Origin of the sequence: Nonomuraea sp. NPDC050790 (genome assembly GCF_044456745.1) — a bacterium.
GTDB lineage: Bacteria > Actinomycetota > Actinomycetes > Streptosporangiales > Streptosporangiaceae > Nonomuraea.
This window is the reverse complement of record NZ_JBITGF010000019.1, coordinates 89,937-114,547: the sequence shown is the minus strand read 5'-3', so window position 1 is coordinate 114,547 and position 24,611 is coordinate 89,937. Positions and strand designations below refer to the sequence as shown.

The 24,611-nt window shown below is 72.6% G+C and carries 27 protein-coding genes; 17 read left to right on the top strand and 10 right to left on the bottom strand.

Going from position 1 to position 24,611, the window contains the following annotated elements:
- Position 1: 1 nt before the first annotated feature.
- Positions 2-388: a winged helix-turn-helix transcriptional regulator gene (locus tag ACIBEJ_RS51255; RefSeq protein ID WP_397190345.1), complete on the top strand. Its 387-nt coding sequence runs from the start codon at positions 2-4 to the stop codon at positions 386-388.
- Here ACIBEJ_RS51255 and ACIBEJ_RS51250 read toward each other — a convergent pair.
- Positions 385-1,788: a hypothetical protein gene (locus tag ACIBEJ_RS51250; RefSeq protein ID WP_397190344.1), complete on the bottom strand. Its 1,404-nt coding sequence runs from the start codon at positions 1,786-1,788 to the stop codon at positions 385-387. The two genes, ACIBEJ_RS51255 and ACIBEJ_RS51250, sit on opposite strands and share 4 nt — an antisense overlap.
- Positions 1,789-2,043: 255 nt before the next feature.
- On the opposite strand from ACIBEJ_RS51250, the gene ACIBEJ_RS51245 reads away from it, so the two are divergent.
- Positions 2,044-3,168: an SRPBCC family protein gene (locus tag ACIBEJ_RS51245; protein ID WP_397190343.1), complete on the top strand. Its 1,125-nt coding sequence runs from the start codon at positions 2,044-2,046 to the stop codon at positions 3,166-3,168.
- A 3-nt stretch (positions 3,169-3,171) separates the two neighbouring features.
- On the opposite strand, the gene ACIBEJ_RS51240 is transcribed toward ACIBEJ_RS51245, so the two are convergent.
- Both ACIBEJ_RS51240 and ACIBEJ_RS51235 read right to left on the bottom strand, forming a co-directional pair.
- Entirely contained in the window at positions 3,172-4,068 is an 897-nt protein-coding gene (locus ACIBEJ_RS51240) for an SDR family NAD(P)-dependent oxidoreductase (RefSeq protein ID WP_397190342.1), read from the bottom strand.
- Between the two features lie 9 nt (positions 4,069-4,077).
- A complete protein-coding gene (locus ACIBEJ_RS51235; RefSeq protein ID WP_397190341.1) occupies positions 4,078-4,944 on the bottom strand; it encodes an NAD(P)H-binding protein in 867 nt (288 codons plus the stop codon).
- Positions 4,945-5,059: 115 nt separating this feature from the next.
- Between ACIBEJ_RS51235 and ACIBEJ_RS51230 the strand changes: the two genes are divergently transcribed.
- From ACIBEJ_RS51230 to ACIBEJ_RS51195, 8 genes are all read left to right on the top strand, one after another.
- Positions 5,060-5,992, top strand: coding sequence for an AraC family transcriptional regulator (locus ACIBEJ_RS51230; RefSeq protein ID WP_397190340.1), 933 nt, complete (start codon positions 5,060-5,062; stop codon positions 5,990-5,992).
- Positions 5,993-6,055: 63 nt separating this feature from the next.
- Positions 6,056-6,538 carry a cation:proton antiporter regulatory subunit gene (locus tag ACIBEJ_RS51225; RefSeq protein WP_397190339.1) on the top strand — a complete coding sequence of 161 codons (483 nt, stop codon included), beginning with the start codon at positions 6,056-6,058 and terminating at the stop codon, positions 6,536-6,538.
- A 12-nt stretch (positions 6,539-6,550) separates the two neighbouring features.
- On the top strand, positions 6,551-7,711 hold the full coding sequence (locus ACIBEJ_RS51220) for a cation:proton antiporter (protein WP_397190338.1): 1,161 nt from the start codon (positions 6,551-6,553) through the stop codon (positions 7,709-7,711).
- Between the two features lie 77 nt (positions 7,712-7,788).
- A complete protein-coding gene (locus ACIBEJ_RS51215; RefSeq protein ID WP_397190337.1) occupies positions 7,789-8,337 on the top strand; it encodes a TetR/AcrR family transcriptional regulator in 549 nt (182 codons plus the stop codon).
- Between the two features lie 11 nt (positions 8,338-8,348).
- Positions 8,349-8,711, top strand: coding sequence for a DMT family transporter (locus tag ACIBEJ_RS51210; protein WP_397190353.1), 363 nt, complete (start codon positions 8,349-8,351; stop codon positions 8,709-8,711).
- Between the two features lies 1 nt (position 8,712).
- Positions 8,713-9,033 (top strand): DMT family transporter, encoded by a 321-nt coding sequence (locus ACIBEJ_RS51205; protein WP_397190336.1) that lies wholly within the window; start codon positions 8,713-8,715, stop codon positions 9,031-9,033.
- Positions 9,034-9,080: 47 nt separating this feature from the next.
- Positions 9,081-9,941 carry an SDR family NAD(P)-dependent oxidoreductase gene (locus ACIBEJ_RS51200; protein ID WP_397190335.1) on the top strand — a complete coding sequence of 287 codons (861 nt, stop codon included), beginning with the start codon at positions 9,081-9,083 and terminating at the stop codon, positions 9,939-9,941.
- Between the two features lie 10 nt (positions 9,942-9,951).
- On the top strand, positions 9,952-10,416 hold the full coding sequence (locus ACIBEJ_RS51195; protein ID WP_397190334.1) for a MerR family transcriptional regulator: 465 nt from the start codon (positions 9,952-9,954) through the stop codon (positions 10,414-10,416).
- 15 nt (positions 10,417-10,431) lie between these two features.
- Here ACIBEJ_RS51195 and ACIBEJ_RS51190 read toward each other — a convergent pair whose 3' ends face one another.
- A complete protein-coding gene (locus tag ACIBEJ_RS51190) occupies positions 10,432-11,181 on the bottom strand; it encodes a glycosyltransferase family 2 protein (protein WP_397190333.1) in 750 nt (249 codons plus the stop codon).
- Between the two features lie 106 nt (positions 11,182-11,287).
- On the opposite strand from ACIBEJ_RS51190, the gene ACIBEJ_RS51185 reads away from it, so the two are divergent.
- The 5 genes from ACIBEJ_RS51185 to ACIBEJ_RS51165 all read left to right on the top strand — a co-directional run bounded on the left by ACIBEJ_RS51185 (position 11,288) and on the right by ACIBEJ_RS51165 (position 16,809).
- Positions 11,288-12,166, top strand: a complete 879-nt coding sequence (locus ACIBEJ_RS51185) for an RNA polymerase sigma-70 factor (protein ID WP_397190332.1) — start codon at positions 11,288-11,290, stop codon at positions 12,164-12,166.
- A gap of 86 nt (positions 12,167-12,252) precedes the next feature.
- Positions 12,253-13,551, top strand: a complete 1,299-nt coding sequence (locus ACIBEJ_RS51180; RefSeq protein WP_397190331.1) for an FAD-binding oxidoreductase — start codon at positions 12,253-12,255, stop codon at positions 13,549-13,551.
- A gap of 71 nt (positions 13,552-13,622) precedes the next feature.
- Entirely contained in the window at positions 13,623-14,711 is a 1,089-nt protein-coding gene (locus ACIBEJ_RS51175) for a TetR/AcrR family transcriptional regulator (RefSeq protein ID WP_397190330.1), read from the top strand.
- Positions 14,708-15,307 carry a transcriptional regulator gene (locus ACIBEJ_RS51170; protein WP_397190329.1) on the top strand — a complete coding sequence of 200 codons (600 nt, stop codon included), beginning with the start codon at positions 14,708-14,710 and terminating at the stop codon, positions 15,305-15,307. Before ACIBEJ_RS51175 ends, ACIBEJ_RS51170 begins: the two co-directional genes overlap by 4 nt.
- Positions 15,301-16,809 carry a pyruvate, phosphate dikinase gene (locus ACIBEJ_RS51165; protein WP_397190328.1) on the top strand — a complete coding sequence of 503 codons (1,509 nt, stop codon included), beginning with the start codon at positions 15,301-15,303 and terminating at the stop codon, positions 16,807-16,809. The genes ACIBEJ_RS51170 and ACIBEJ_RS51165 overlap by 7 nt, the downstream gene beginning before the upstream one ends.
- A 54-nt stretch (positions 16,810-16,863) precedes the next feature.
- On the opposite strand, the gene ACIBEJ_RS51160 is transcribed toward ACIBEJ_RS51165, so the two are convergent.
- The 3 genes from ACIBEJ_RS51160 to ACIBEJ_RS51150 form a co-directional block, all read right to left on the bottom strand.
- Positions 16,864-17,451 carry a histidine phosphatase family protein gene (locus tag ACIBEJ_RS51160; protein WP_397190327.1) on the bottom strand — a complete coding sequence of 196 codons (588 nt, stop codon included), beginning with the start codon at positions 17,449-17,451 and terminating at the stop codon, positions 16,864-16,866.
- A gap of 83 nt (positions 17,452-17,534) precedes the next feature.
- On the bottom strand, positions 17,535-18,650 hold the full coding sequence (locus ACIBEJ_RS51155) for a MalY/PatB family protein (protein WP_397190326.1): 1,116 nt from the start codon (positions 18,648-18,650) through the stop codon (positions 17,535-17,537).
- Positions 18,647-20,212: an APC family permease gene (locus ACIBEJ_RS51150; protein ID WP_397190325.1), complete on the bottom strand. Its 1,566-nt coding sequence runs from the start codon at positions 20,210-20,212 to the stop codon at positions 18,647-18,649. The genes ACIBEJ_RS51155 and ACIBEJ_RS51150 overlap by 4 nt, the downstream gene beginning before the upstream one ends.
- Before the next feature lie 74 nt (positions 20,213-20,286).
- On the opposite strand from ACIBEJ_RS51150, the gene ACIBEJ_RS51145 reads away from it, so the two are divergent.
- The gene (locus tag ACIBEJ_RS51145; protein WP_397190324.1) at positions 20,287-21,207 is read left to right on the top strand and encodes a LysR family transcriptional regulator; all 921 of its coding nucleotides are present in this window, start codon (positions 20,287-20,289) and stop codon (positions 21,205-21,207) included.
- A gap of 11 nt (positions 21,208-21,218) precedes the next feature.
- On the opposite strand, the gene ACIBEJ_RS51140 is transcribed toward ACIBEJ_RS51145, so the two are convergent.
- Both ACIBEJ_RS51140 and ACIBEJ_RS51135 read right to left on the bottom strand, forming a co-directional pair.
- Positions 21,219-22,223: a CU044_5270 family protein gene (locus ACIBEJ_RS51140; RefSeq protein WP_397190323.1), complete on the bottom strand. Its 1,005-nt coding sequence runs from the start codon at positions 22,221-22,223 to the stop codon at positions 21,219-21,221.
- A complete protein-coding gene (locus tag ACIBEJ_RS51135; protein ID WP_397190322.1) occupies positions 22,220-22,804 on the bottom strand; it encodes an RNA polymerase sigma factor in 585 nt (194 codons plus the stop codon). Before ACIBEJ_RS51135 ends, ACIBEJ_RS51140 begins: the two co-directional genes overlap by 4 nt.
- A gap of 86 nt (positions 22,805-22,890) precedes the next feature.
- Between ACIBEJ_RS51135 and ACIBEJ_RS51130 the strand changes: the two genes are divergently transcribed.
- On the top strand, positions 22,891-24,072 hold the full coding sequence (locus ACIBEJ_RS51130) for a winged helix DNA-binding domain-containing protein (RefSeq protein ID WP_397190321.1): 1,182 nt from the start codon (positions 22,891-22,893) through the stop codon (positions 24,070-24,072).
- A 333-nt stretch (positions 24,073-24,405) separates the two neighbouring features.
- Here the strand turns inward: ACIBEJ_RS51130 and ACIBEJ_RS51125 are convergent, their stop codons facing one another.
- On the bottom strand, positions 24,406-24,606 hold the full coding sequence (locus ACIBEJ_RS51125; RefSeq protein ID WP_397190320.1) for a DUF397 domain-containing protein: 201 nt from the start codon (positions 24,604-24,606) through the stop codon (positions 24,406-24,408).
- Positions 24,607-24,611 lie beyond the last annotated feature (5 nt).

Here is a 24,611-nt window from a genome sequence, read left to right as displayed (position 1 = left end):
CATGAGTACCTTCGACCGGCCGGGTGACGTCTTCCTGGCCGACTGTCCGGCGCGGCTCGCCGTGGAGATCCTCAGCGACAAGTGGGCGGTCGTGACCGTCTACGCCCTCGGCAACGGCCCCCGCCGTCACGGCGAGCTCAAGGCCCTGATCGGCGGGATCAGCAACAAGATGCTCACCCAGACGCTGCGCAGGCTCCAGCATCACGGCCTGGTGCGGCGCGAGGCGTTCGCGGAGGTGCCGCCTCGGGTGGAGTACGAGCTCACCGAGCTGGGGCGCTCCGCGCTCGAACCGGTCAGCGTGCTGAGCCGCTGGGCTGAGCGGAACGGCGACGCCGTACTGGCTGCTCAGGATGGCGACCTGGCCGCTCAGGACGGCGAGCCCTTCTAGGGCAGGCGGCGTTTCGCGAGCGCGAGGCCGAGTGCGGCGTACGCGCACAGCACCGCGAACCCCGCCCACGGCGCCAGCGGGAAGTAGCCGGTCATCGCGGTGTAGAAGCCGTCCACCTGGTCGTACCTGCGGGCGCTCTGCTGGATCGCGAAGCCCGCGGCCGGAGTGACCGCCAGCAGCCACTCCCCCACGCCCGCCAGCGCCAGCGCGTACGGGAGGAAGACCAGCGACAGCACCGCGACGACGGCCACGGCGGTACGCCTGAGCAGCGCGCCGACTCCCAGCGACAGCACCGCGACGGCGGCCGACAGCAGGCCGGTGCCCACGATCACCCGCGCGTACGTCAGCGGCTCCGCGGGCAGCGGATGGATGCCGTTGGCGGGCAGCATCCACAGGCTGACCGGCACGACGACCGCGGCGGGCACCACCCCGGCGACAAAGCCGAGCACGCCGACCACCCCCGCCTTGGGCCAGAGGCGTCCGGGGTCGGCCGTCACGAAGGCGACCGCCACGATGACCACCAGGATCAGGCCCGCGTACGCGCCGATCAGCGTCCGTTCGACGGGCTGCAAGTCGGAGCTGGGCGCGATGTCGCCGACCCCGGTGACCGTGAACGTGTCGCCGGAGCGCGAGAAGGCGCCTGGGTGGTGGGGGGTGACGCCGTCGGGCTCCATCGTGACGCCGATGTCGTCGGTCCGCCACGTGCCGTCCTTGGGGCTGACCTTGTCGAACACGGCGGTGGCTTCGGAGAACCGCGACTCGGGCCCGCCTCCGGCCATCGTCAGCGCCCCGGGCGAGGCGGCGAACAGCCCGATCTCCACTGTCCCGGGCAACCCCTTGAGCTCGGCCCTGCCCACCTCCGTCCACGCCTTGCCGTCGGCCGACTCGTGGCCGACGAGCGTGTCTCCGGTACGCGTCAGCCGTAGCCAGCGAGGAAACGCCCCGGACGAGCCCGCGACGTCCTCGGTGAAGTCGTGCTGCATACGCACCCCGTGCTCGGCGGTCACCATGATCGCCGCGTACCGGGACCCGCGCCGGACCCCGTCCTTGACCATGAGCCCCGCCTTGGCCCACGGCACCAGCCCTGGAACGGGCGGCGGCCCCCCGCCGGTGCCGGGCGGCGGCGGCTCCTTGATCCGCCCCGTCATGGAGCTGACCCGGGCGGTGATGCTCCCGTCGCCACGCAGCGACTGGTGAACGAAGTAGAACTTGTCCTCCACGGCCAGCCCGCCGGGCCCCAGAACGGGCCCCGGGCACGGCTCCTCCCCTGCCTGGTTGCCGCAGGTGGCCCGGGAGGTGGCAGCGATCATGATCCCCACCAGCACCGGAACCAGCGCCGCCACCACCATCCCCGCCACCAGCCATCGGCGCTTCCTGAACCTGGTCCATTCGGATTCCATGGCGGGCAGGCTAGGCAGCACACCCCCTCCCGGGCGTCCCGCCACGGAGCGATCTTTCCGGCCCCGGATCCCCCACACGACGGACCCCCACGGCACGTGCTTCCACCCTTGGCGCGCTTCGCGCGGCCTGATCGCACCTCCGGCCCCCCGCGAACCCCGGCCGGGGCGTCCGATGACCAGCCCCTGAACGACCCGGGATCGGTGGGCGGGGCCGGGTGAAGAATGGAGGGAGTGGAAACCTGACCAGGAGGCCGGATGATCCCCACCTTCGACCACATCTCCGCCGGTTACCACCCCGATCCCGCCCTGTCGATGTCCCTGCACGCCGACGCCTACACCCACCCCACCTGGTACGAAGTAGACCAGCGAGCCGTCTTCGCCCGCACCTGGCAGTGGCTCTGCCACGTGGAGAAACTGCGCCGCCCGGGAAGCTACGTGACAGGCACCGTGGCGGGCATGCCGATCGTCGCCGTCAGGGACGAGTCCGGCACCCTGCGCGCCTTCTACAACGTCTGCAAGCACCGGGCCCACGAACTGCTGTCCGGCTGCGGCGTCGGCCGTAGCATCGTCTGCCCGTACCACGCCTGGAACTTCGACCTGACCGGCCGGTTGCGCCGCGCCCGCAACACCGGTGACATGCCCGGCTTCGACCCCGCCACGGTACGCCTGGACCCGGTCCAGGTCGCCGAGTTCGGCGGCATGGTCTACGTCAACCTCGACCCCGCCGCTGCCCCGCTCGCCGAGCAGGCCGGGGATCTGGCGGCGGAGATCGCGGCGCGGGCGCCGGACGTGGCCAAGCTGACCCTCGCCCGCCGCCTCACCTACGACATCGCCTCCAACTGGAAGAACGTCGTCGACAACTTCCTGGAGTGCTACCACTGCCACGTGGCGCACAAGGACTTCGTGTCGCTGGTCGACATGAGCACGTACAAGGTGACGACCCACGGCATCTGGTCCAGCCACATGGCCCGCGCGGGCACGTCGGACAACTCCGCCTATGACGTGTCGGGCGCGACCGTCACCGAGCACGCGGTGTGGTGGCTGTGGCCCAACACCTGCCTGTTGCGCTACCCGGGCCGGGGCAACTTCATGGTGCTGCAGATCGTCCCCGCGGGTCCGGAACGCACCCTGGAGACCTGGGACTTCTACCTGGAGACCGCCGAGCCGGACGAGCAGGAGCGCGACAGCATCCGCTACATCGACGAGGTGCTGCAAGTGGAGGACATCGCCCTGGTGGAGAGCGTGCAGCGCGGCATGCGCACGCCAGCCTTCACGCAGGGCAAGATCGTGTACGACCCCGGTGGCTCCGGCCTTTCCGAGCACGCGGTGCACCATTTCCACGGCCTCGTGCTCGACGCCTACCGGACCGCCCTGGAGTGAGGCTCAGGCCAGCCCGGCGAGCTTGGCGCTGTCGTCCCAGAGCGCCCGCGCCGGCTCACCGTCGCGGGCCCGCTCCGACGGCTCGGGCCAGGTGAGCCTGCCCCTGCGCAGCGCGGCGTACGAGCGTCCGCCCGGGGGCGCCGTCAGCCCGAGCGCGAGGTCGGCCAGCGCGTCCCCGGCCGCGGCACGGCTGTTGAGGTGCGGATTGAGCCTGCTCACCGGCCAGCGCAGCACCGGCGTGCCCAGCAATTTCCACGCCACCCGCAGCGGGTACGCCAGATCCTTGGCCAGCCCCGTCCCGAACACCTGCCCGGGGTCGTAGGCCACCGCCCGAAGGCCCCGCTCCGACAGCGCGCGGGCGGTGAGCACCGCGCACAGCTTGGAGGCGGTGTACGCGTGCTCGCCCGCCGCCCTCGGCCGGGACTCCCGTCCAGGGTCGCGATCCGGGTGGGCCAGCAGGCCGGCGTCGGCGTGCCGGGGCGGGGTGAGTCCGGCGCCGGTGGCGGGGTCGTGCGTGCCGCTCGTGGTGAGGACGACGAGGGCCCCGTCGGCCAGGCACGGCAGGAGCAGGCGGGCCAGCAGGTAGTGGGCGAGGTGGTTGACGGCGAACGTGGTCTCGAAGCCGTCCGCGCTCCGGCCGTCGGCGTCGGGGCGGATCAGGCCGGCGTTGAGCACGAGGGCGTCCACCGGGGTCCCGGCCAGCCGTTCGCGCACCGAGGCGGCGAAGGCGCGTACCGAGGCGAGCTCGGCCAGGTCGAGCGGGACCGCGTCACCTGAGGACGCACGGGCGCCCGCGGGCGTGCGGGCGCCCAGGATCAGGCGGGCGCCCGCCCGTGCCAGCCGCCCGGCGGCACGCGCGCCGAAGCCCGACGTGCCACCGGTCATCACGATCGTGGCCACGGCATCCTCCTAGGCGAGGGTCTTCACCACGTGGCGCAGGGTCTCGCCCAGCTCGGTGGAGCAGGTGACGGTCCGCTCGCCCCGGGGTGCGAGGATGCCGCGCTGCTCGGCGTCGTACAGTCCGGCGAGCTCTTCGGCCAGGTGCGACGGCAGGCCCGCCTCGACCATCGCGGGCACCCAGCCGGGACGCGGGATGGTCAGCACCTGGAGTTCCCGGCCGAGCACCGCCGCCAGCTCCTCCGCGACCTGCCGCTCGGTGTAGCCGGGAGCGTCCACGTCGACGGTCTCGCCACGCGCGGGCGGCGAGGTGAGCGCCCGCGCGGCCACCTGGCCGAGGTCGCGGGTGGCGACCATCGGCGTGGGCACGTCCGCCGAGTCGCCGAAGACCGGGTAGACGCCGGCCCCCGTGGCGGCGCCGAGCACGGTCTCGACCTTCTCCTGGAAGTGCGGCGAACGCAGCGTGGTCAGGAGCGCGCCGGTCTCGCGCAGCCGGTTCTCCATGTGGTGCAGCCAGCGGATCGGGCCGGTGCCCTCGGCCAGTTCGGCGCCGACCGAGGACAGCATCACCACGTACGGCACGCCGCCGTCCTCGACCGCCCCGGCGATCGAGTCGGCCAGCCGGCGGTGGTGGGCGTCGGGGTCGGCCGCGGCAGGGTCGGTGGGCAGCATGACGAACACGCCGCGGCAGCCGCGCATCGCCTGGGCCAGCGCCGCCCGGTCGCCGAAGTCGGCCACGGCGACCTCCGCCCCGGCCTGGGCCCAGTCACGCCCCTTCGCCGGGTCGCGGACGATCGCCCGCACCTGCTCTCCCATGCCCAGCAGTTCCCGGGCCGCCGCGCCGCCGACATGGCCTGTCACACCCGTGATCGCGTACATCGCAACCGCCTCCGTCTAGGTCGTCGATTGGGTTCACACCCAGTGAACTCGCCTGCGGAAAGACGATCCATATTCGTTACGCTCGCCTCCATTTCTGTGCGTCTACGCTGGAAGAGTGGACCCCCTCGCCGACCTTCTCGACGGTGTCCGCGCCCGCAGCGCGGCGTTCTGCCAGGCGATCCTCGAACCACCGTGGTCGCTCCGGATCGCGGACGGCGCCATGCTCGCCCTGGCCACCGCGCTGCGCGGGCACGCCTGGATCGTGCCGGACGGCGGTGAGCCGGTGCTGATGCGCACCGGGGACGTGGCCATCGTGAAGGGGCCCGCGCCGTACACGATCGGCGACGACCCGGCCACCGCGCCCGACATCATCGTGTGTCCCGGCAACCGGCTGACCACCATGGACGGCGTCGACGTCACCGACGAGCTGCGGCTCGGCCCGCGCACCAGCGGGCTCACCCGCGACGGCTCGGCGATCGTGGCCAGCGGCACCTATCAGGTCAGCGGCGAGGTCGGCGACCGGCTGCTGAACGCCCTGCCGGCGGTCGTGCTCGTGCCCCGGGCGAGCACGCCGTCGCCGGTCATGGAGCTGCTGGCGCAGGAGGTCAACGGCGAGGGCCCCGGCCAGCAGGTGGTGCTCGACCGGCTGCTGGACCTGGCGCTGATCGCGACGCTGCGCGCCTGGTTCGCCCGGCCGGAGGCCAAGGCGCCCGGCTGGTACCAGGCGCAGAGCGACCCGCTGATCGGCCCGGCGCTGAAGCTGATCCACGGCGACCCGGCCCGGCCGTGGACGGTCGCGCTCCTGGCCGAGAAGGTCGGCGCGTCGCGGGCCGCCTTCGCCCGCAGGTTCGCCAGCCTGGTCGGCGAGCCGCCGATGGCGTACCTGACCGGCTGGCGGATCACGCTCGCCGCCGACCTGCTGCGCTCGTCCGACATCACCATCGACTCGGTGGCCAGGCACGTCGGCTACGCCAACGCGTTCGCGCTGAGCGTGGCCTTCAAGCGGGTACGCGGCCTGTCACCGAGCCGCCACCGCGCCGGCGTCTGACCCCTGCCGTTCGGGTATCGTGCGGCCCCGAAACCTCGCGAACGATCAAGAAAAGGAGATCCCATGGAGATCGAGCAGACGGCGCTGCCCGGAATCGGGCTGCGGCACGAGTTCACCTCCCGCGCGGGACGCAGGATCGGGGTGGTCTCCCACCGCACCGGCCGCCGCGACCTCATCATCTACGACCCCGACGACCCCGACAGCGCCTGCGAGGACATCGTCCTCAACGACGACGAGGCCGACGCCCTGGCCGAGCTCCTCGGGGCGCCGCGCATCGTGCAGCGGCTCAACCAGTTGCACAAACAGGTCGAGGGCCTGGTCAGCGTCCAACTCCCGATCACCGACCCCAGCCCGTACGCCGACCGCCAGATGGGCCAGGCCCGCGTGCGCACCCGCACCGGCGCCTCCATCGTGGCCGTCGTGCGCGCCGGCCGCGTCATCACCAGCCCCGCCCCCGACTTCGTCCTGCTGGCGGGCGATGTCATCGTCGTCGTCGGCACGGCCGAGTCCACGGCGGCGGTCGCCGAGATCCTCGCCACCGGATAGAACAGGGACCGCGTGCACCACACCGCCATCCTCATCCTCGAACTCGGCGCCATCCTCCTGGGTCTGGGCGTGCTCGGCGCGTTAGCCGTACGGGTCGGCATCTCTCCCATCCCCCTCTACCTGATCGCCGGTCTGGCCTTCGGCACCGGCGGCATCCTCCCGCTGGCCACCAGCGAGGAGTTCATCGCCACCGGCGCCGAGATCGGCGTCATCCTCCTGCTGCTCACGCTGGGCCTGGAGTACAACGCCTCGGAACTCGTCACCTCCCTGCGCGGAAACGCCCGTGCCGGCCTGGTCGACCTGGTGCTCAACGCCGCGCCCGGCGCCGCCGCCGCCCTGCTGCTCGGCTGGGGTCCCGTCGCGGCGGTCGCGATGGCGGGCGTCACGTACGCCACCTCCTCGGGAATCACCGCCAAAGTCCTGTCCGACCTGGGCTGGATCGGCAACAGGGAAACACCGGTGGTCCTGTCGCTGCTCGTCTTCGAGGACCTCACCATGGCCCTCTACCTGCCGATCCTCACCGCGATGCTGGCCGGGGTCAGCTTCCTCGGCGGCGCGGTGACCGTCGGCATCGCGCTGGCCACGGTCAGCGTCGTCCTGCTCGTCGCGCTGAAGTTCGGCAGCCTCATCGAGAGGTTCGTCGCCAGCCCGTCGAGCGAGGTGCTGCTGCTCAAGGTGATCGGGCTGGCGCTCCTGGTCGCCGGCGTCGCCACCAAGCTCCAGGTCTCGGCGGCCGTGGGCGCGTTCCTCGTCGGCATCGCCCTGTCGGGCGAACTGGCCCACGAGGCCCGTACGCTGCTCGCGCCGGTGCGTGACCTGTTCGCCGCGGTGTTCTTCGTCTTCTTCGGCCTGCAGACCGATCCGGGCGCCATCCTGCCCGTCGCGGGGCTGGCCGTCCTGCTCGCCGTCGTCAGCATGGTGACCAAGCTGGTGACCGGCGCGTACGCCGCCCGCCGCGCCGGGATCGCCAAGGCGGGCCAGGCCCGTGCCGGCATCGCGCTGATCCCCCGCGGCGAGTTCAACATCGTCATCGCCGGACTGGCCGTGGCGGCGGGGGCACATCCCGATCTGGGGCCGCTGGCCGCGGCCTACGTGCTCATCCTGGCCGCGTTCGGGCCGCTGGCCGCCAAGCTGGTGCAGCCGCTGATCACCGCCATCGCCCGCCGTACCTGATCGGAGCGCACGCCCCCTCTCCCGGGGCTGTGCCGCCCGCGGTTGTAACTGTACCAACTAGTCGGTACAGTTACGGCATGCGACCGAGTTCCAGAACCTTGATCCTCGAGGCCGCGCTGAGGGTGGCCGGACGCCGCGGCATCGGCAGCCTCACCCTCGACGCCGCCGCGCAGGAAGCAGGAGTGAGCAAGGGCGGCCTGATCTACCACTTCGCGAGCAAGGAGCAGTTGATGCTCGGCGTGGTCGAGCACCTGATCGCGGGCTGGGATCAGGCGATGCTGACCGAGCTGGGCAGACCGTTCGACGAGACGAGCGCGGCCGAGCGGGTGCGGGCCTACTGTCACGTGATCACGGGGGCGACCACGGGCCGGGCCGACCTGGCGATCCTCGTCGACGCCGTGCACGACGACGGCCTGCTCCAGCCGTGGCGGGCGCTGCAGGAGCGCTGGCTGGGAGTGCCGCCGGCCGTACCCGATCCCCGGTCGGTGGACCTGGCGCTGGCCAGGCTCGCCGCGGACGGGCTGTGGCTGGCCGACGCGAGCGACAGCGGCGGCTTCAGTACGCGGACGCGTGCGGCGATCATCGCCAGGATCGCCGCGCTCGCCGGTGGAGAGGAGGAGGCGTGAACAGGTGGCTCATGCTCGTGGTCGCGATCGCCCTGGAGGTCGTCGCGACGCTCTCGCTGCGGGCGATGAACGGGTTCGAGAACCCGGGCTGGCTGGCGGCGGTGGTCCTCGGTTACCTGGGGGCGTTCATCCTGGTGGCGCAGGTGCTCAAGGCCGGGATGCCGGTCGGCGTCGCCTACGGCATCTGGGCGGCCTCCGGCGTCGCGCTCACCGCCGTCATCGGCGCGATCATCTTCGGGGACGCGCTGACCTGGCTGATCGGGCTGGGCATCGTGCTGATCATCGGCGGGGTGCTGCTGGTCGAGCTCGGCTCGCAGCGCGCCGCTCAAGCCGCTCAGGCCGCTCATGCCGCTCATGCCGAGGGAGGTGAATGACATGACGTGGCTTCTGCTCGCCGCCGCCATCGGGGCGGAGACCGTGGCGACCCTGTCGATGAAGGCGTCGGAGGGGTTCACGAAGAAGGTCTGGATCGCGCCCGTGGCGATCGGCTACATCACCGCCTTCACGCTGCTCGGCGCCGTGCTGGCGCAGGGCATGTCCGTCGGCGTCGCCTACGGCATCTGGGCCGCCTCCGGCGTCGCGCTCACCGCGGTCCTGGGCCGGGTCATCTTCCGCGACCCGCTCACCTGGCTCATGGCGGCCGGCATCGCGCTCATCGTCGGCGGCGTGCTCGTGGTCGAACTGGGCGCGCACTGAAGGAGGGGTTTGCGTTCGAGCGCGCTCGAAGGCATACCGTCGCCGGCATGACGACACAGAACTGGATCATCACCGGCGCCTCCCGAGGTTTCGGCCGCGCGCTGGCGGAGGCGGCGCTCGCCGCGGGCGACCGCGTCGTGGCCGCGGTGCGCAGGCCCGAGAGCGTGGCCGACCTCGCGGAACGCCACCCGGACGACCTGCTCGTCCAAGCCTTCGACGTGCGCGACGTCGCCGCCGCCGGGGACCTCGTGCGTGCCACCCTCGACCGCTTCGGCCGGATCGACGTGCTCGTGAACAACGCGGGCAGGGCCGTGGTCGGCGCGGTCGAGGAGGTCGGCGACGCGGCGTTGCGCGAGCTGATGGACCTGCACCTGTTCGGCCCCGCCGCGCTGGTACGGGCGGCGCTGCCGCCGATGCGCGCCCAGGGTGCCGGGACGATCGTGCAGATGAGCAGCCAGGGCGGGCGGATGTCGTTCCCCGGCGTGTCCGCGTACTCGGCGTCGAAGTTCGCCCTCGAAGGCTGGTCGGAGGCGCTGGCCGGAGAGGTCGCGCCGTTCGGGATCCGGGTGATGATCGTCGAGCCGAGCCGGTTCAGGACCGGCTTCAACGGGGCCGGCGTGCTGGAGTTCGCCGCGGCGTCGCCGACGTACCGGGAGGTGCTCGACCGGGTGCGCGCGGACATGGCCGGGACCGACGGGCACCAGGAGGGCGACCCCGTGCGCGCGGCCGAGATCATCGTCTCCCTCGCGCACGCCGACGAGGTCCCGCTACGGCTGCCGCTCGGACGCGAGGCGGTCGAGCGCATCTCCGGCGTCCACGCGCGCGGCCTGGCCGAGGTCGAACGGTGGGCCGAGATCGCGCGCGGCGCCGACTTCCCCGGTGTGCCCGCATCGGTCCGGCCGATCTAGGCTCGGGGTCATGGCCACCGACGACCTGATGACCAGGGCCCTTGAGACGCTCGGTGAGGACGGCCCGCCGTCGGTCGAGGCCATCCACCGCCTCGCCGACCTGGCCGGCGCGCCCGCGTCGATGACGATCGTGGAGGTCGCCGACCTGCTCGACCTCTCGCCGCACACGCTGCGCTACTACGAGCGGGCCGGGCTGGTCGAGGTGGCCCGCGACGGCAACGGACACCGGGTGTACGACGGGCAGGCGGTGCGGCGGCTGGTGTTCCTCACCCGGATGCGCCTGTCCGGAATGCCGATGCGCGACCTCCAGCACTACATGGCGCTGGTGGAGGAGGGCGAGGAGACCGTGCCCGAGCGGCTCGACATGCTGCTCGAACACCGCGACACCCTCCGCCGCCGGATCCGCGAGCTGACCCTGTCGCTGACGGCCGTCGAATACAAGATCGCCACCTACGGCGGCACCACCGGCCCCTGACCGGGCGCCGTCCCTTCAGGTGGTGGCGTGGGGCCATAGGGTGCGGACGGCTTGTGCGCGTTCTTCCACCAGGCGCATTCGCAGGTCCCATTCGAGTGCGGCGTAGTGCGCGGGGCTTGCGGTCTCCTGGCCCGGCCATTTGCGGTAGAGCAGGCCGACCTCGGGGTGGAACCAGCCGTGGCTGATCACGCTGGCGGGCACCAGCAGGCCGGTGTCGTCCGAGCCGGGTATGCCCATCCAGCCGCCGAGGGCCACCGCCAGGTCGCGTCTGATGCAGATCGTCGTGGGGTGTACGGGCAGGCGGTAGCCGTTCGCGCGCCAGTGGTCGTAGACGAACCCGGGCTCCAGCCGCCCGCCCGGCGGGTCGCCGTCGAAGCCGGCCGTGGAACCGTCGGGGAGCAGGTCCAGGACCCGGGAGGTGGTCCACCGCACGAGCGGGTCCGCCGCGAGCACGCCGATGTCGCGCGTCAGCACGCCGGGCATGAGGACGTCGTCGTCGTCGAGGTTCTTGACCAGTTCGCCTCTGGAGCGGGCGAGGGCGAGGTTGCGGGTCAGGGCGACGCCGCCCCTGCGGCCGGTCTCGAACCTGATGAGGGGGTCGCGGGGAAGGATCTCCAGGGCCGCGCCCGTGGCGCCGTCCTCCTGGATGACCCACTCGACCTCCCAGCCCTCCGGCAGGCGTTGCGATCTGACGGATTCGTAGGCGGCCAGGAGGTGCTCGCGTACCGGGTTGTGGCTCGGCGTGATGATGGAGAGCAGGGGCACCTGGCCGACCCTAACCGAATCGTGACGAATGCCACGGTCACAAACCAGCGGGGGCAGGCGTCTAGTGCGTGTGGGAATCGTGGAGAATCGACAGGTGGGGGCAGCGATGAGCGAGGCGGCGACCGAGGCGTTCGTGACGCACCGCAACCTGCTGTTCACCGTGGCCTACGAGATGCTCGGCTCGGCCGCCGACGCCGAGGACGTCCTCCAGGAGACCTGGCTGCGCTGGGCGGGCGTCGATCTCGACGAGGTGCGGGACCGGCGGGCGTACCTGGTGCGGATCACCACCCGGCAGGCGCTCACCCGGCTGCGCACGCTCGGCCGGCGCAAGGAGTCCTATGTCGGGTCGTGGCTACCGGAGCCGCTGCTGACCACGCCCGACGTGGCCGAGGACGTGGAATTGGCCGAGAGCGTCTCGATGGCGATGCTGCTGGTGCTGGAGACGCTCACGCCGACCGAGCGGGCGGTGTTCGTGCTGCGCGAGGTGTTCGACCTCGACTACGCCGAGATCGCCGAGGCGGTCGGCAAGACCCAGCCGGCGGTACGCCAGATCGCCCATCGGGCACGCTCGCACGTGGCCGCCCGCCGGCCCAGGGAACGTGTCTCACCAGCCGAGACCCAGGACGCGCTCAAGGCGTTCCAGGGCGCGGTCGAGACGGGCGACCTGCAGCGGCTGCTCGACATCCTGGCGCCGGACGTGGTGCTGGTGGGCGACGGCGGCGGGATCGTCCAGGCCGTGCTGGAACCGGTCGTGGGCGCGGCGGATGTGGCCGCCCTGCTGTCCCGCACGGGCCGGTTCGGCGGGGGGCGGACGATGGTTCCCGCGCAGGTCAACGGCTACCCGGCGCTGATCTCCCGGGTCGACGGCGAGATCGACACCGTTCTCGCGCTCCGCGTCGACGGCGGCCTCATCACCGGCGTGTACGCCGTCCGCAACCCCGAGAAGCTGTCGCGCATGGAGCAGGAGACCGGCCTGAGCCGCTGAGTGGCGCACGTCACACCGGAGCCCTGTCACAGAACACAGGTCACCGGCATCTTCTGGGCATCGAAGCACCCAACCTAGGAGATGTCATGGAGATCATCGAGCCGGGCACGGCCGAGTACGCCTCCGCCAGCCGCGCACTGCTGGCCACCGGCAGCCCCGCCTATGTCCTGCGGCCCGCCACCGCGGCGGACGTGCGGGAGGCGGTGCGGTTCGCCACCGGCAAGGGCCTGTCCCTGTCGGTACGCGGCGGCGGCCACAGCTTCGCCGGCTTCGGCACCAACGACGGCGGCGTCGTCATCGACCTGCGCCTGCTCGCCGGCGTGGAGGTCCTCGACGGGCACCGGGTGCGGATCGGCGGCGGCGCCACCTGGGGCGAGGTCGCCGCCGCGCTGGCCCCGCACGACCTGGCGATCTCCTCGGGAGACACCAGGAGCGTGGGCGTCGGCGGGCTGACGCTGACCGGCGGCATCGGCTGGAAGGTCAGGAAGTACGGCCTGGCCATGGACAGCCTGGTCGCCGCCGAGGTGGTCACGGCCGACGGCGAGCTCGTGCGGGCGAGCGAGCGGGAGAACCCGGAGCTGTTCTGGGCGCTGCGCGGCGGCGGCGGCAACTTCGGGATCGTGACCGCCTTCGAGTTCGCGGCGCACCGGACGACGGAGGTCTTCTTCGGCGCCGTCTCCTTCCCCGCGGCGCAGGCGGCAGCCGTACTGGGGGGCTGGGCGGAGTACGTCCGGCACGCCCCCGAGGAGCTGACGACCATCGCGAGCCTGGCCAACCCGGCCGCGGGCGGCCCGAACGCGCCGGTCGAGATCGCCGTCGCGTTCGACGGCGACGACCCGGAGCGCGCCGGGGCGGCGATCGACCCGATCCGGCGGCTCGGCACGGTCGTCGGCGACACGGTCCGCCCGATGCCCTACGCCGACGTGCTGGTGGACGGCCTGGTCCCGCCTCCCGGCCTCACGCTCGTCACCAGGGCCGCGTTCGCGGAGGAGGAGTCGGTGCCCGAGGTGCTGCGGATCCTGTCCGAGGCCGGTGCCGCGCAGGGCGCGCCGTTCATCGCGATCCGCAGCGTGGGCGGCGCGATGGCGCGCGTCCCCGCCGACGCCACCGCCTTCGCGCACCGCCACGCGGAGCTGATGTTCGTCACCACCGTCGGCGGGCCCACGCCGGTCGTCGAGGCCGCGCGTCCCGGCCTGGACGCGATCTGGGAACGGCTCGCGCCGCACGTCAGCGGCGCGTACGCCAACTTCCTCGCCGCCGCGACCGAGCAGGACGTCGCCGCGATCTACCCGAAGGAGACCTACGAGCGGCTGGCGGCGGTCAAGCGGCAGTACGACCCCGCCAACCTGTTCGCGGGCAACCACAACATCCGCCCGCTCTCCTGACCTCACTCAGATGCCATCACCATCCAGATTTTGTGAGTATCCTGATGGCATCACAGAGCGAAGGAGCGGCGATGGTACGGCTGACGCGGGCCCAGCAGCAGGCGCGCACCCGCGCGTCGGTGCTGGCGGCGGCGAGGCAGGAGTTCACCGAGCAGGGCTACGCACTGGCGAACGTCGACAGGATCGCCGAACGGGCCGAGCTGACCCGGGGCGCGGTCTACTCGAACTTCCCCAGCAAGCGGGCCCTGTACCTGGCGGTGCTCGTCGAGGCGGCCGAGCAGGCGGGCGCCGCCCTGCCGCCCGCGACGGCGCCGCCGGGATCGGAGGCCGAGGCGCTGGGCGCGTTCGCCAGGACGTGGCTCGAACGCCTGCCGCTGGCCGGCGACACGGCCGCGGGCGGGCGGCTGCACCTGCGCTCGCTCGTGGGCGTGGTCGAGGACGAGCACAGCAGGACCGTGCTGGCGCAGGTCGCCCAGGTGGAGGCGTTGCTGCTGGCCATCGGGCTGGAGAGCGTGGAGCCCGACGCCCCGAGGCTGGTACGCCCGGCCGAGCTGGCGCTGACGCTGCTGGCCGGCTCCGGGTTCCTGGCGGAGCTGGCCCCGGGCTTCGGTGACCCGTTCGACCAGGCTCTGGCCTGCGAACATCTGGCCGGGCTCGACCTGGGCGACACGTGGGATCCGCCCTATCTGGACTTCGTCGCGCCGGCCGTACCGTGTCAGGAGGCTTGGACGCCGCCCGAGGGGCTGGCCGACCTGATCACCGGGGAGCCCGCCGACCTCGGCGCCGACGGCGTGGTGACGGTGCTGGGCGGGCACCGCGCGTCGGCGGCCGAGGAGGCCGTGCGGTCGGCGAACCCCGGCGAGCAGGTCACGGTGGTCGTGGTCCCGGGCGACCCGGCCGAGACCGGCGCCCTCGTCCGGCTCAGGATCGGCGACCTCGCCGGCTGCCTGCGCCGCGTCTTCCCGGCCGCGGCCTGGGACGGCCTGCGGCTGGTCATCGACGACGGCACCGTCGCGGCAGCCGCCGGCCTGACCGACGCCGGCCACGAGACGGAGGCCGCCCTGCGCGTCAAGGACGGCACCGTCGTCGCCAGAGCCACCGGGCGGGGCGCGGGCTTCGCGGCCGCGCGGCACCCCGAGTCATGGAGGGCCACGTCATGAGCCGCACCGACCTCCTGGTGCTCCACGCGCTGCGCTGCGGCGGGCACTCCGGGCTGGCCCGCGTGTCCGCGGCCACCGGCCTGGACGCGCCCTCGGTCGAGTCCGAGCTGATCGACCTCGCCGTCGCCGGGCTCGTCACGCACGAGATGGGCGCGTGGGGGCTGACCGACGCGGGCAAGGCCACCGACGCCAAGTGGATCGCGGACGAGCTGGAGTCCGGCGGCGCCCGGCCCGCGGTCGCCGCGGCCTTCGAGCGATTCCTGGTGCTCAATCCGGAACTGCTCGATCTGTGCACGGCCTGGCAGATGCGTCCCGTCGACGGCGTCATGACCGTCAACGACCACCGCGACACGGCTTACGACGCCCGCGTCCTCGACCGGTTCACCGACCTGGACGAGCGGGCCGCCCTCGTCTGCGCCGAGCTGGCCGCGGCGCTGCCGCGCTTCGGGCGGTACCGGGTGCGGCTCGCCGAGACGCTCGGCCTGGCCAAGGCGGGCGAGCTGGGCTACCTGGCCGACAACACCATCTCGTACCACACCGTCTGGGCCGAGCTGCACGAAGACCTGCTCGCGACGCTCGGGATGACGCGGTGGTGAGGTGGGTCCTGCCGCTGTCGGCGCGGGTCGAGGAACCGGCGGAGACCGTGGGGGCCAAGGCGCGCGGCCTCGTGGCGCTGCACCGGCTGGGCCTGCCGGTGCCCGCGGGGTTCGTCGTCACCACCGGGGCCTGCCGGGCGTACCTGCGGGACGGGCGGCTGCCCGCCGGGCTGGCCGAGGAGCTCGCGCGCGCCATGGCCGGCCTTGAGGCCGCGACGGGGCGCGCCTTCGGCGGTACGCGGGCGCCGCTGGCCGTCTCGGTACGTTCCGGGGCGAGCGTGTCGATGCCCGGCATGATGACCACGATCCTGAACCTCGGCCTCACGACCGGGGCCACGGCGGCGCTGGCGGCCGAGACCGGCGACGCGCGGTTCGCCGAGGACTCGCGGCGGCGGTTCCTGTCCGGCCTCGGGGCGGGCCGCACGGTGCCCGACGACGCGGCGCGGCAGTTGGAGCTGGCGGTCGAGACCGTCTTCTCCTCCTGGAAGACGCCGCGCGCCAGGACCTACCGCGAGCTGCACGGCATCCCCCACGACCTCGGCACGGCCGTGATCGTCCAGGCCATGGTGTACGGCAACCGCGACGACCACAGCGGCACCGGCGTCGCCTTCAGCCGTGACCCCAACACCGGCGAGAACGTCCCGTTCGGCGACGTGCTCTTCGGTCACCAGGGCGAGGACGTCGTCTCCGGCCGCTCGGCCACCCATCCCCTGGGCGAGCTGGCCGGCCGCGAACCGGCCGTGTGGTCCGCGCTGACCTCGGCGCTGGAGCGGATCGAGGGGCACTATCGCGACGCGTGCTACACCGAGTTCACCTTCCAGGCCGGTGAGCTGTGGTTGCTGCAGGTGCGCCCCGGCCGGTTCGCGGGCGGCGCCGCCGTACGCGTCGCGGCCGACCTCGCCGACGCGGGCGTGATCACGCGCGGCGAGGCGCTGCTCAGGGTCTCGCCGCACCACCTCCAGCAGGTACGCGTCCCGCGCATCGCCGCCTCGGCACGGCCCGACATCCTGGCCAGAGGCGTGGGCGCCTGCCCCGGGGTGGCGGCGGGCAGGGTGGCGACCACGACCGACGCGGCGGTACGCATGTCCGGCGACGGGCCGGTCATCCTGGTGCGTCCGGAGACGTCGCCTGATGACCTGCGTGGTCTGGCGGCCGCCGCCGGGATCGTCACCGCTCGCGGCGGACCGGCCAGCCACGCGGCGGTGGTCGCGCGGTCGATGGGCAAGCCCGCGGTGGTCGGGGTCGCCGGGCTCGTGGTGGGCGACGGCTCGCTGCGCGCCGGGGACCGTACCGTGGGCGAGGGCGCCTTCGTCACCATCGACGGGACCGGCGGCGAGGTCGCCCTCGGCAGCCCGCAGATCACCGCGAACCCGGCGGGCGACCATCTGCGCAGGCTGCTGGAATGGGCGGACGAGGTGTCAGGCACGGCCTCGGGCCAGAGCGCCGAGCGTGATGAGGCGCAGCGCCTCGCCGCCGCCCAAGCCGTGCTGCGCGACACCTAGACCTCACGGCCGCACGCCTCTCACAACCGCACGCCTCTCACAACCGCACGCCGCTCACGGCCGCAGGGCGGATCCGAAGCCTGTCCAGCGCAGGTCGGGCGGGAGGTGGCCCATGTCGTTGTACAGCAGCACAGACGCCCCCACCCCGTCGCGGTACTCGATCGCGGTGAGCGCCGTGTTGCCGCAGCTCAGCCCCAGCCAGCGCACCGGCGGCGCGTCGAGGGCGTGCCGCACCAGCCAGGCCACCTGGTAGGCGTGCGTGACCAGTACCTCGTGCGTCTCAGTCGCAACAGGACGGGCGAACCGCTCGACCAGGGCGTCGGCCAGCCTGGCGCCCTCGGCCGCCTCCGCCCCGCCGTAGCCGTCGAAGAACCCCTTCCACGCGGGCGGCATCGGCTCCGGCACGTACGGCACGTGATCGACCAGTTCCTCCGCCTCCCGCACGGGAACACCCCCGAGGCGCTCCCCGATGATCTCCGCCGAGCCGGCCGCCCTGGGCAGGGGCGAGTGCCAGACGGCATCGACGGGCAGGGCGGCGAGCCGGTCGGCCAGCAGCCCGGTCTGCCGCCTGCCCACGTCGGTCAGGTTGCCGAACGGGTCGGCCGCGCCGTGCCGTACCACGTAGAGGTGCCGAGTCGCCATGAACGAGCCTCCCGGGATGGTGGAAATATCCAGATGTTGTGAACATCTTAGAGGGTTTCCGACCCGGTCGATCGACGACGCCTCTAACGCAGGCAGGCGACGATGCGGTCGAGGGCGTCGGTGAGGACGTCGGGCGGGGTCGCGAAGTTGAGGCGGACGAAGCCTTCGCCCGCCGCGCCGTGGTCGGCGCCCGAGGTGGTGGCGACGCCGGTGTGCCGGAGCAGGTGGGCGGCCGGGTCGCCGAGGCCGAAGCGGCGCAGGTCGAGCCAGGCCAGGTAGCCTGCCTGCGGTTCGGCATAGCCGATGTCCAGGTCCGTGAGCGCGCTGGTGACCAGCTTGCGGTTGCCGTCCAGGAAGCGTACGGCCTCGCGCAGCCACGGCCTGCCCTCGCGGAACGCGGCGACGGTGGCCGTCATGCCGAGCGGGCTCATGCCGCCGACCGCCGCCCTCGGCAGCCCCGACCAGAGGCGAGCGTCGCCGGGATCGCCGAAGACGATCAGGCCGCAGCGCAGGCCGGGGAAGTTCCACGCCTTGGTGGCGCTGATCAGGGTGATCGCGTGGTGGTCGAGCGTGCCGTACGGGATGAAGCCGGGACCGTAGCGCAACGGCGCGTGGATCTCGTCGCTGATCACCTTCGCGCCGTGCCGCGCGGCGAGCGCGGCCAGCGCGCGCAACGGGCCGGCGTCGAGGACGCGCCCGGTCGGGTTGCCGGGGTGACAGAGCAGCACGCTGCCCGCGCCCGCGCGAATGGCCCGCTCGATGCCGTCGAGGTCGAGCTCGCCGGCCGTCATCGGCACCTGTACGGCCCGCCGCCCCGCGACCCCGATCGCGTCGAAGAACCGGCCGTAGACCGGCGTCGGCACGACCACCGGCGATCCGGCCCTGGTCAGATGCGTGATCGACATGACGATGCCGCGCATCAGCTCGGGCAGCAGCCGTACCCTGTCCGGATCGGTCGCGAGCCCGTGCTCCTCGGCGAGCCACTCGGCGGCCGCCTGGGGCACCTCGCTCAGCTCGTCGGCCAGCGGGTAGCCGAACGCCTGCCGCCGCACGTCGTCCTGGACCGCGGCGAGGATGGGCGCGGCGACCGGCAGGTCCATCTCCGCGACGGTCAGGTCGAGGACGTCGCGGCCGTACTGCGACCAGCGCTTGTTGCGCCGCGCACGGGATCGCTCCACGTCCCAGTCGAGGTCGATCACACCGTGCTCCTGGTCTCTTGAGGGGTCAGGGATCGCTGGTGGCGCAGGCCCGATCGGTGCGCGAGCCACCAGATCCCCGCGCTGAGCACCCCCACGAGCACCGAGTCGTACGGCGCCGCCACGACGCCGGCCCCGCCGAACGAGCCGAGCGCGGACAGCAGGCCGAGCATGACCAGGAAGCCCACCAGCCACCCGCCCACCGCCCGCAGCCTGGCGGTGCGCACCAGGTAGATCACGAACCCGATCAGCAGCAGCGGCACCGCGACCCGGATCTTCTCCCAGGTCGACCAGTAGAGGATGAGCCCGGACAGCACGAACGAGGCGGAGCCGACCGGGATCGCCCACCCGCGCAGCCAGCCCTTCTCCGGCGGGGTCGCGGCGGCCAGGACGGTCACCGCGACCGAGACCGCCGCGTAGCTGAGGCCGTAGTAGAAGCTGAGCGAGCTGGCGATCGACTTCCAGTTGCCGAACGTGAGCACGATCACCGAGCCGATGCCGACGTTGAGCATCAGCGCCCGCCTCGGGATGCCGAACCTGGAGTCGACCTTGGCCAGGGCGGCGGGCAGCAGCCCGTTCTGGGCGGCGCCGTAGGTGTAGCGGCCCTTGACCCCGATGCCGATCAGCAGGCTGCCCGACGGCGAGAAGATCGCGTCGGCGAGCAGCACCGTGGCGAACCACGACAGGCCCAGCAGCGTCGCGAGCGAGGCGAGCGGCGAGTTGAGGTTGATGCCGTGCCAGCCACTGCCGAGCAGCCCGTTGGGCAGCGAGAAGATCATCACGGCCTGGAGGCCCATGTAGAGCACGACCGTGCCGGCCAGCACGATGAGCGTGGCCCGGGGCACGGTGCGGCGCGGGTCCTTCGCCTCCCCGGACATGACGGCGGCGGCGTTGATGCCGGTGAAGGAGTAGACCAGGCCGCCGCCGACCACCGCGGTGAGCGCCGCGGAGACGCCGTAGGGGGCGACCCCGCCGCCGGTCGCCACGTTGGTCGTGTCGAAGCCGCTGGCCAGTAAGAGGATCACGGTCAGCGCGGGGATGACCACCTTGATGGTGGCGACCACGTTGTTGACCCGGGCGAGCAGCTTGATCCCGAACAGGTTCAGCGCGCAGAAGAACACGAGCAGCCCGGCGGCGATCAACCGGCCGGACCAGCTCAGCGACTCGCCGGTCATGACCCAGGGCAGCCACTTGGCCGCGTACTGGACGACCGCCGTCGACTCGCTCGGCCCGGCGCTGACGGCCTGGAGGAAGACGGCCCAGCCGACCACGGCGCCGACCAGCGGGCCCGAGGCCAACTGCGGCCAGCGGACGTTGCCGCCGGACATCGGGTGGCGGAAGGCGAGGTCGATGAACGCCAGCGACACCAGCGCGGTGGCGACGGAGGCGATCGTCCAGGACAGGAAGGCCGCGGGACCGGCCGCCTTGGCCGCGGTGTACGGCGCAAGCAGCCAGCCGGAGCCGATGACGCTGGAGAAGGTGATCAGGGCAAGGGACGTGGTGCCGAGTCCGCGCCGAAGGCGCAGGTCCTCGTCCGGCGAAACGGCCGACAGCGTCTCAGACATGTCCTGAACTATTGACGATGACCCATTTGCATAGGTAGACCGGAAATGTCTGGGTCAAGGGTTAGCCTATCCCTATGGCTGCCCCCGGCTTCGACGGCACCGGACACAAGGTCGAGACGATGGACCTCGTCGTGTTCACCACGGTCGTCCGCACGGGCAGCCTCGGCGCCGCCGCGGCCGAACTGCGCCTGTCGATGCCGTCGGTCAGCGTCAGGATCGCCGCCCTGGAACGCAAGCTCGGCGCCCCGCTGCTCGTCAGGAGCGCCCGAGGCAGCACCACCACCCCGGCCGGCGAGCGCCTGAACGACTACGCCCAGCGCTGCCTCGACCTCCTCGACGAGGCCGCCATCTCGGTGTCCGCGCACGAGACCCAGCGGCTCGTGCTCGCCGCCCCCGCGAGCCTCGGCGACGTCGTCTTCCCCGCCGCGCTGGAGGCCGTCGCCGGCCGCCCGATCACCGTGCACTGCCGGGTCGCGCACAGCGGCGAGGTCGTCGGCCGCCTCGCCGACGGCAGCGTGCACGCCGGGTTCGTCATGCCGAAGGTCCCGCTGCGCGCCCTGCGCGCCGAGCCGATCAGCAGGTCGCCGTTGGTCGCGGTCTGCCGCCCCAGCCATCCCCTGGCCGAGCGCCGCCGCCTCAGGATCGAGCACCTCGCCGCCACCGGCGTCATCGTCTACCGGTGGGGCCGCGACGCCCAGGAGCTCGCCGCCTCCCTCGAACACCCGGACCGCGGCCTGACCGCCCCCATCCACACCACCGGCCTGCCGTCGACCGCGCTCCGGCTCGCGCTCGACGCGGGCTTCGTCGCGGTGGTCCCCCGCTTCGTCGCCGCGCGCCCGGTCCGCGAGGGCGAGCTGGCGCTCCTGCCGCTGGGGTTCGGCGGGTGGCGGGTCGACGTGCAGTTCGTGTACGCCACGGAGACCGCCGGCCGGTTGGGCGTGCGTACCCTGCTGGACCACCTCCCCGCCATCCGCTCCGCCTTCGGCGACCTCTGACCGGCCCGCCCTCAGCAGGTCGTCGGCGGCGGGGCGTCGGCCGGGATCTCCGGCATCGTGTCGACGATCTTCACCTCCAGCGTCGCGGTGGCCGCGCGGAGCACCTCCGCGCCGCCGTCCGGCCTCTGGGACAGCACGCGCCAGCCGAGGAAGCGGTAGGTGTCCGGCTCGAAGATCAGCTCGGCGGTCTCCGCGCCGTCCGGGCCCTGGTACCGGATCGAGGCGCCGACGCCCTGCCGTCCCGCCGCGTCCGTGAGGTCGGTGCGCATGGTGGCGGCAGGCAGCCTGGCCAGCGCGCCGAGCACCGCCTCGCGCAGGCCGTAGCCGGGGAACGGGTTCTGGGCCAGGGTGAGCAGGCGGGACGCCACCGTGCGCTCGACCTGCCGCCTGAACTGGTCCTCGGTCGGCTCGGGACGCTCCTTGCCGACGGTGGCCTCGGCGTCCGCGCGGATCCGGGCGAGGAGCTCGCCGGGGTCCGTGGGCAGGTTCGAGGTGTCGGCCGCCACGAGCGCCGCGCACTGCCCGGTGTGGTGGGCGACCGTGCCGGGGGTCGGCATCGTGTCGGGGACCTGGCCGCTGTGCACGGTACGCCTGCCGTAGCGGGTGCGCATCAGCGCGCCCGCGGGGTCGGCGGCGGGGATCCAGGACTCGGTGTCGGACTCCTCGGTGTACTCGGAACGGGCCCCGCCTTCGGCCAGGGTGAGGATCCAGCGCTGTTCCCGCTGCCTGACGTAGACGAACTGGCCCTTCAGCGGCGCCGGCTGCCTGGCGGCCGCGGTGGCCGCCCGCTGGAGCAGCTCCGCCGCACCGGCGGGGGTGGCGCCGCCGCCGGGGAAGACCACGAAGGCGACCGCGGCCACCGCCGCCGCCAGCCCCACCGTGCCCGCCCTGAGCAGGCGCCGCTTGGGACGAGGCCGCGGCGCGAGCATCACCTCCCGCGCCCTGGCGGTCGCCTCGGCCGACGGTCCCGGCAGCGCGTCGTACGCCGCCTTCATCTCCCTCAGGTCACTGGTCATGACGACTCCTCAAGGCCGATGTACGAGCGGAGCTTCTTCCTGGCCCGGTTGAGCCGCGAGCCGACGGTGCCACGCGGGATGCCGAGCGCCTCGGCGATCTCCTCATAGCCGAGCTCGGCGCAGGCGGCCAGCAGCAGCACGGTCCGGTCGCCGGGCGAGAGCGCCGCCAGGCCGGCGGCCAGGCTCGGCCGCATGACGGCCGCCGAGACCCGCTGGATGACGTGCTCGTCGTGGCTGCCCACGTCGCCCGCCTCGGCGCTCCTGGCCAGCGCGCGGTATCTGCGGGCCTCGGCGCGGCGGTGGCCGGCGACGAGGTTGGAGGCGATGCCGTACAGCCAGGCTCGGGCGTCGGGGTGGGACAGGTCGTAGCGCGCGCGAGCGCGGAAGGCGCGCAGGAACGTCTCCGCGGCCAGGTCGTCGGCGGCCGACTCGCCGAGACGGAAGTACACGTAGCGGTGGATGTCCTGGTGATGGCGGTCGAACAGCGCGCCGAACCGCTCAGGACTGGCCAGCGACACCTCGATGAGCTCGGCGTCGGTCGCGGTGGCCGGCGGGGCCGACGGCGGAAGGGGTGGTGGCATGCCTGCCTTTCTGAGGGGAACCGTGTCCGTGCACCCCTACTTCGCCGTTCCCCCGATCCTGCTTCACGCCGCTATAGGCTGCGTCAGTGGCAGACAAGGTCTCGAAGGGCGACGTCATCGCGTTTCGGCTCAACGCCCACCACCTCACCGAGCGGCTGGGCGAGGACGGTCTGCTCAAGGCCGCCGGCCAGTGCGCGGTGCAGAACAGCCCGCCGGGCTCGGCGCCGCTGGCCCTGCACGCCAGGGTCGAGGGTGTCACCGGGGAACGGCTGGGCGACGCGGTCGAGGACCGGAGCCTGCTGCAGACCTGGTGCATGCGCGGCTCGCCGTACTTCTTCCCGACCGCGGACGCCCCGGTCTTCACCACCGGCGTGCTGCCGCCCACGGAGGAGGGGCGGCGGCACCTGATCCTCGGCGTGGAGCAGGCGCTGGACGATCTCGGCATGACCCTGGCGGAAGCCGTCGAACTGACCACCGCCGAGATCAACCCCGTCCTGTCCGGCCGCCGCCTCCCCATCGGCGACCTGGGCACGGAACTCGCCGGCCGGATCGCCGGCAACCTCCCGAAAAAGCAGCGCACGGTGTGGACGAAGGAAGGCCCCTACGCCAAGGGCCAGCCGCTGGGTGAGGGCGTCGTGCACTTCTGCGTCCGCATCCTCAGCTTGCAGCGGATCGTCTGCTTCGCACCCCGCTCCGGAAACAAGGCGCCCTTCGTCCTGGTGGAGGAATGGCTGGGCGAGCCCATCCCCGACACCGACCCGGAGCCGGCCCGCGCCGAACTGCTCCGCCGCTACCTGCGCGGCTACGCCCCGTCGACGCGCGGCGACTTCGCCGCGTGGCTGGGCGTCAAACCCGCCGACACCGGGCCGTGGTGGGACCTGGTCGAGGAGGAGCTGACGCGGGTCGAGTACGGCGGCGCGTCCTGGATCCTCACCGAGGACCTCGACGCCCTGCGATCGGCGCCGGACCCGAAGGGCGTACGCCTGCTCCCCCCACGCGACCCCTACACCCAGCTCCGCGACCGCGACACCATCGTGCCCAAGAAGCACCACCGGGAAGTGTGGAAGACAGTCGGCGAACCAGGCACGATCCTGGCCGACGGCAAGATCACCGGCATCTGGCGCCCCCGCAAGAAGGGCCGCAAGCTGACCATCACGGTCACACCCTTCGGCACCCTAAGCGCCCGGCACAGGAAACACATTAAGGACGAGGCCCACCAGATCGCCCCACTACGCGGCGCATCATCCGTAGACATCCAGTTCGACTGACAGCCGGCCTTCCGAAAAGTCCCGGACACCTTCCCTGGAACATCCCTTATGTACTTCCGCAGAAAATTGCAGAGAACGCCTCTCAGAGGGATTCTGGGAGTATCGCAGTGAAGTGATCGTCCTCGTGACCACGGGGGGATGTTCTATGCCAACAACGCTCCGTGAGCGGCTGCAGAACCTATGGGAGCGCCTGGCCTGGCAGGCCGGTCCACGGCTGCACCCAGTCAGGCCGGTCTCCAGGTCGGCCGGTCATCCGCACCGGGAGGCTTTCGCGAGAGACCGAGCCATCCGGTGTGCGTCCTCTCCTGGAAGAGGACGCACACCCGTGTGAACTCACTCCCGAGGCAGGTCGCCGGATTTGACGGCCTCCACGAAGTCGCGCCATGCGTCCAGGGAGACCGCCAGCGTCCCTCCTGACCGATTCTTGGTGTCGCGGACCCCCACGCGCCCACCCGGCAACCCCGCCACCTCGACACAGGCGCCGTTGGTGGCGCTGTAGCTGCTCTTGAACCAGTGCGGCACTGGTGAGTCCACGATTA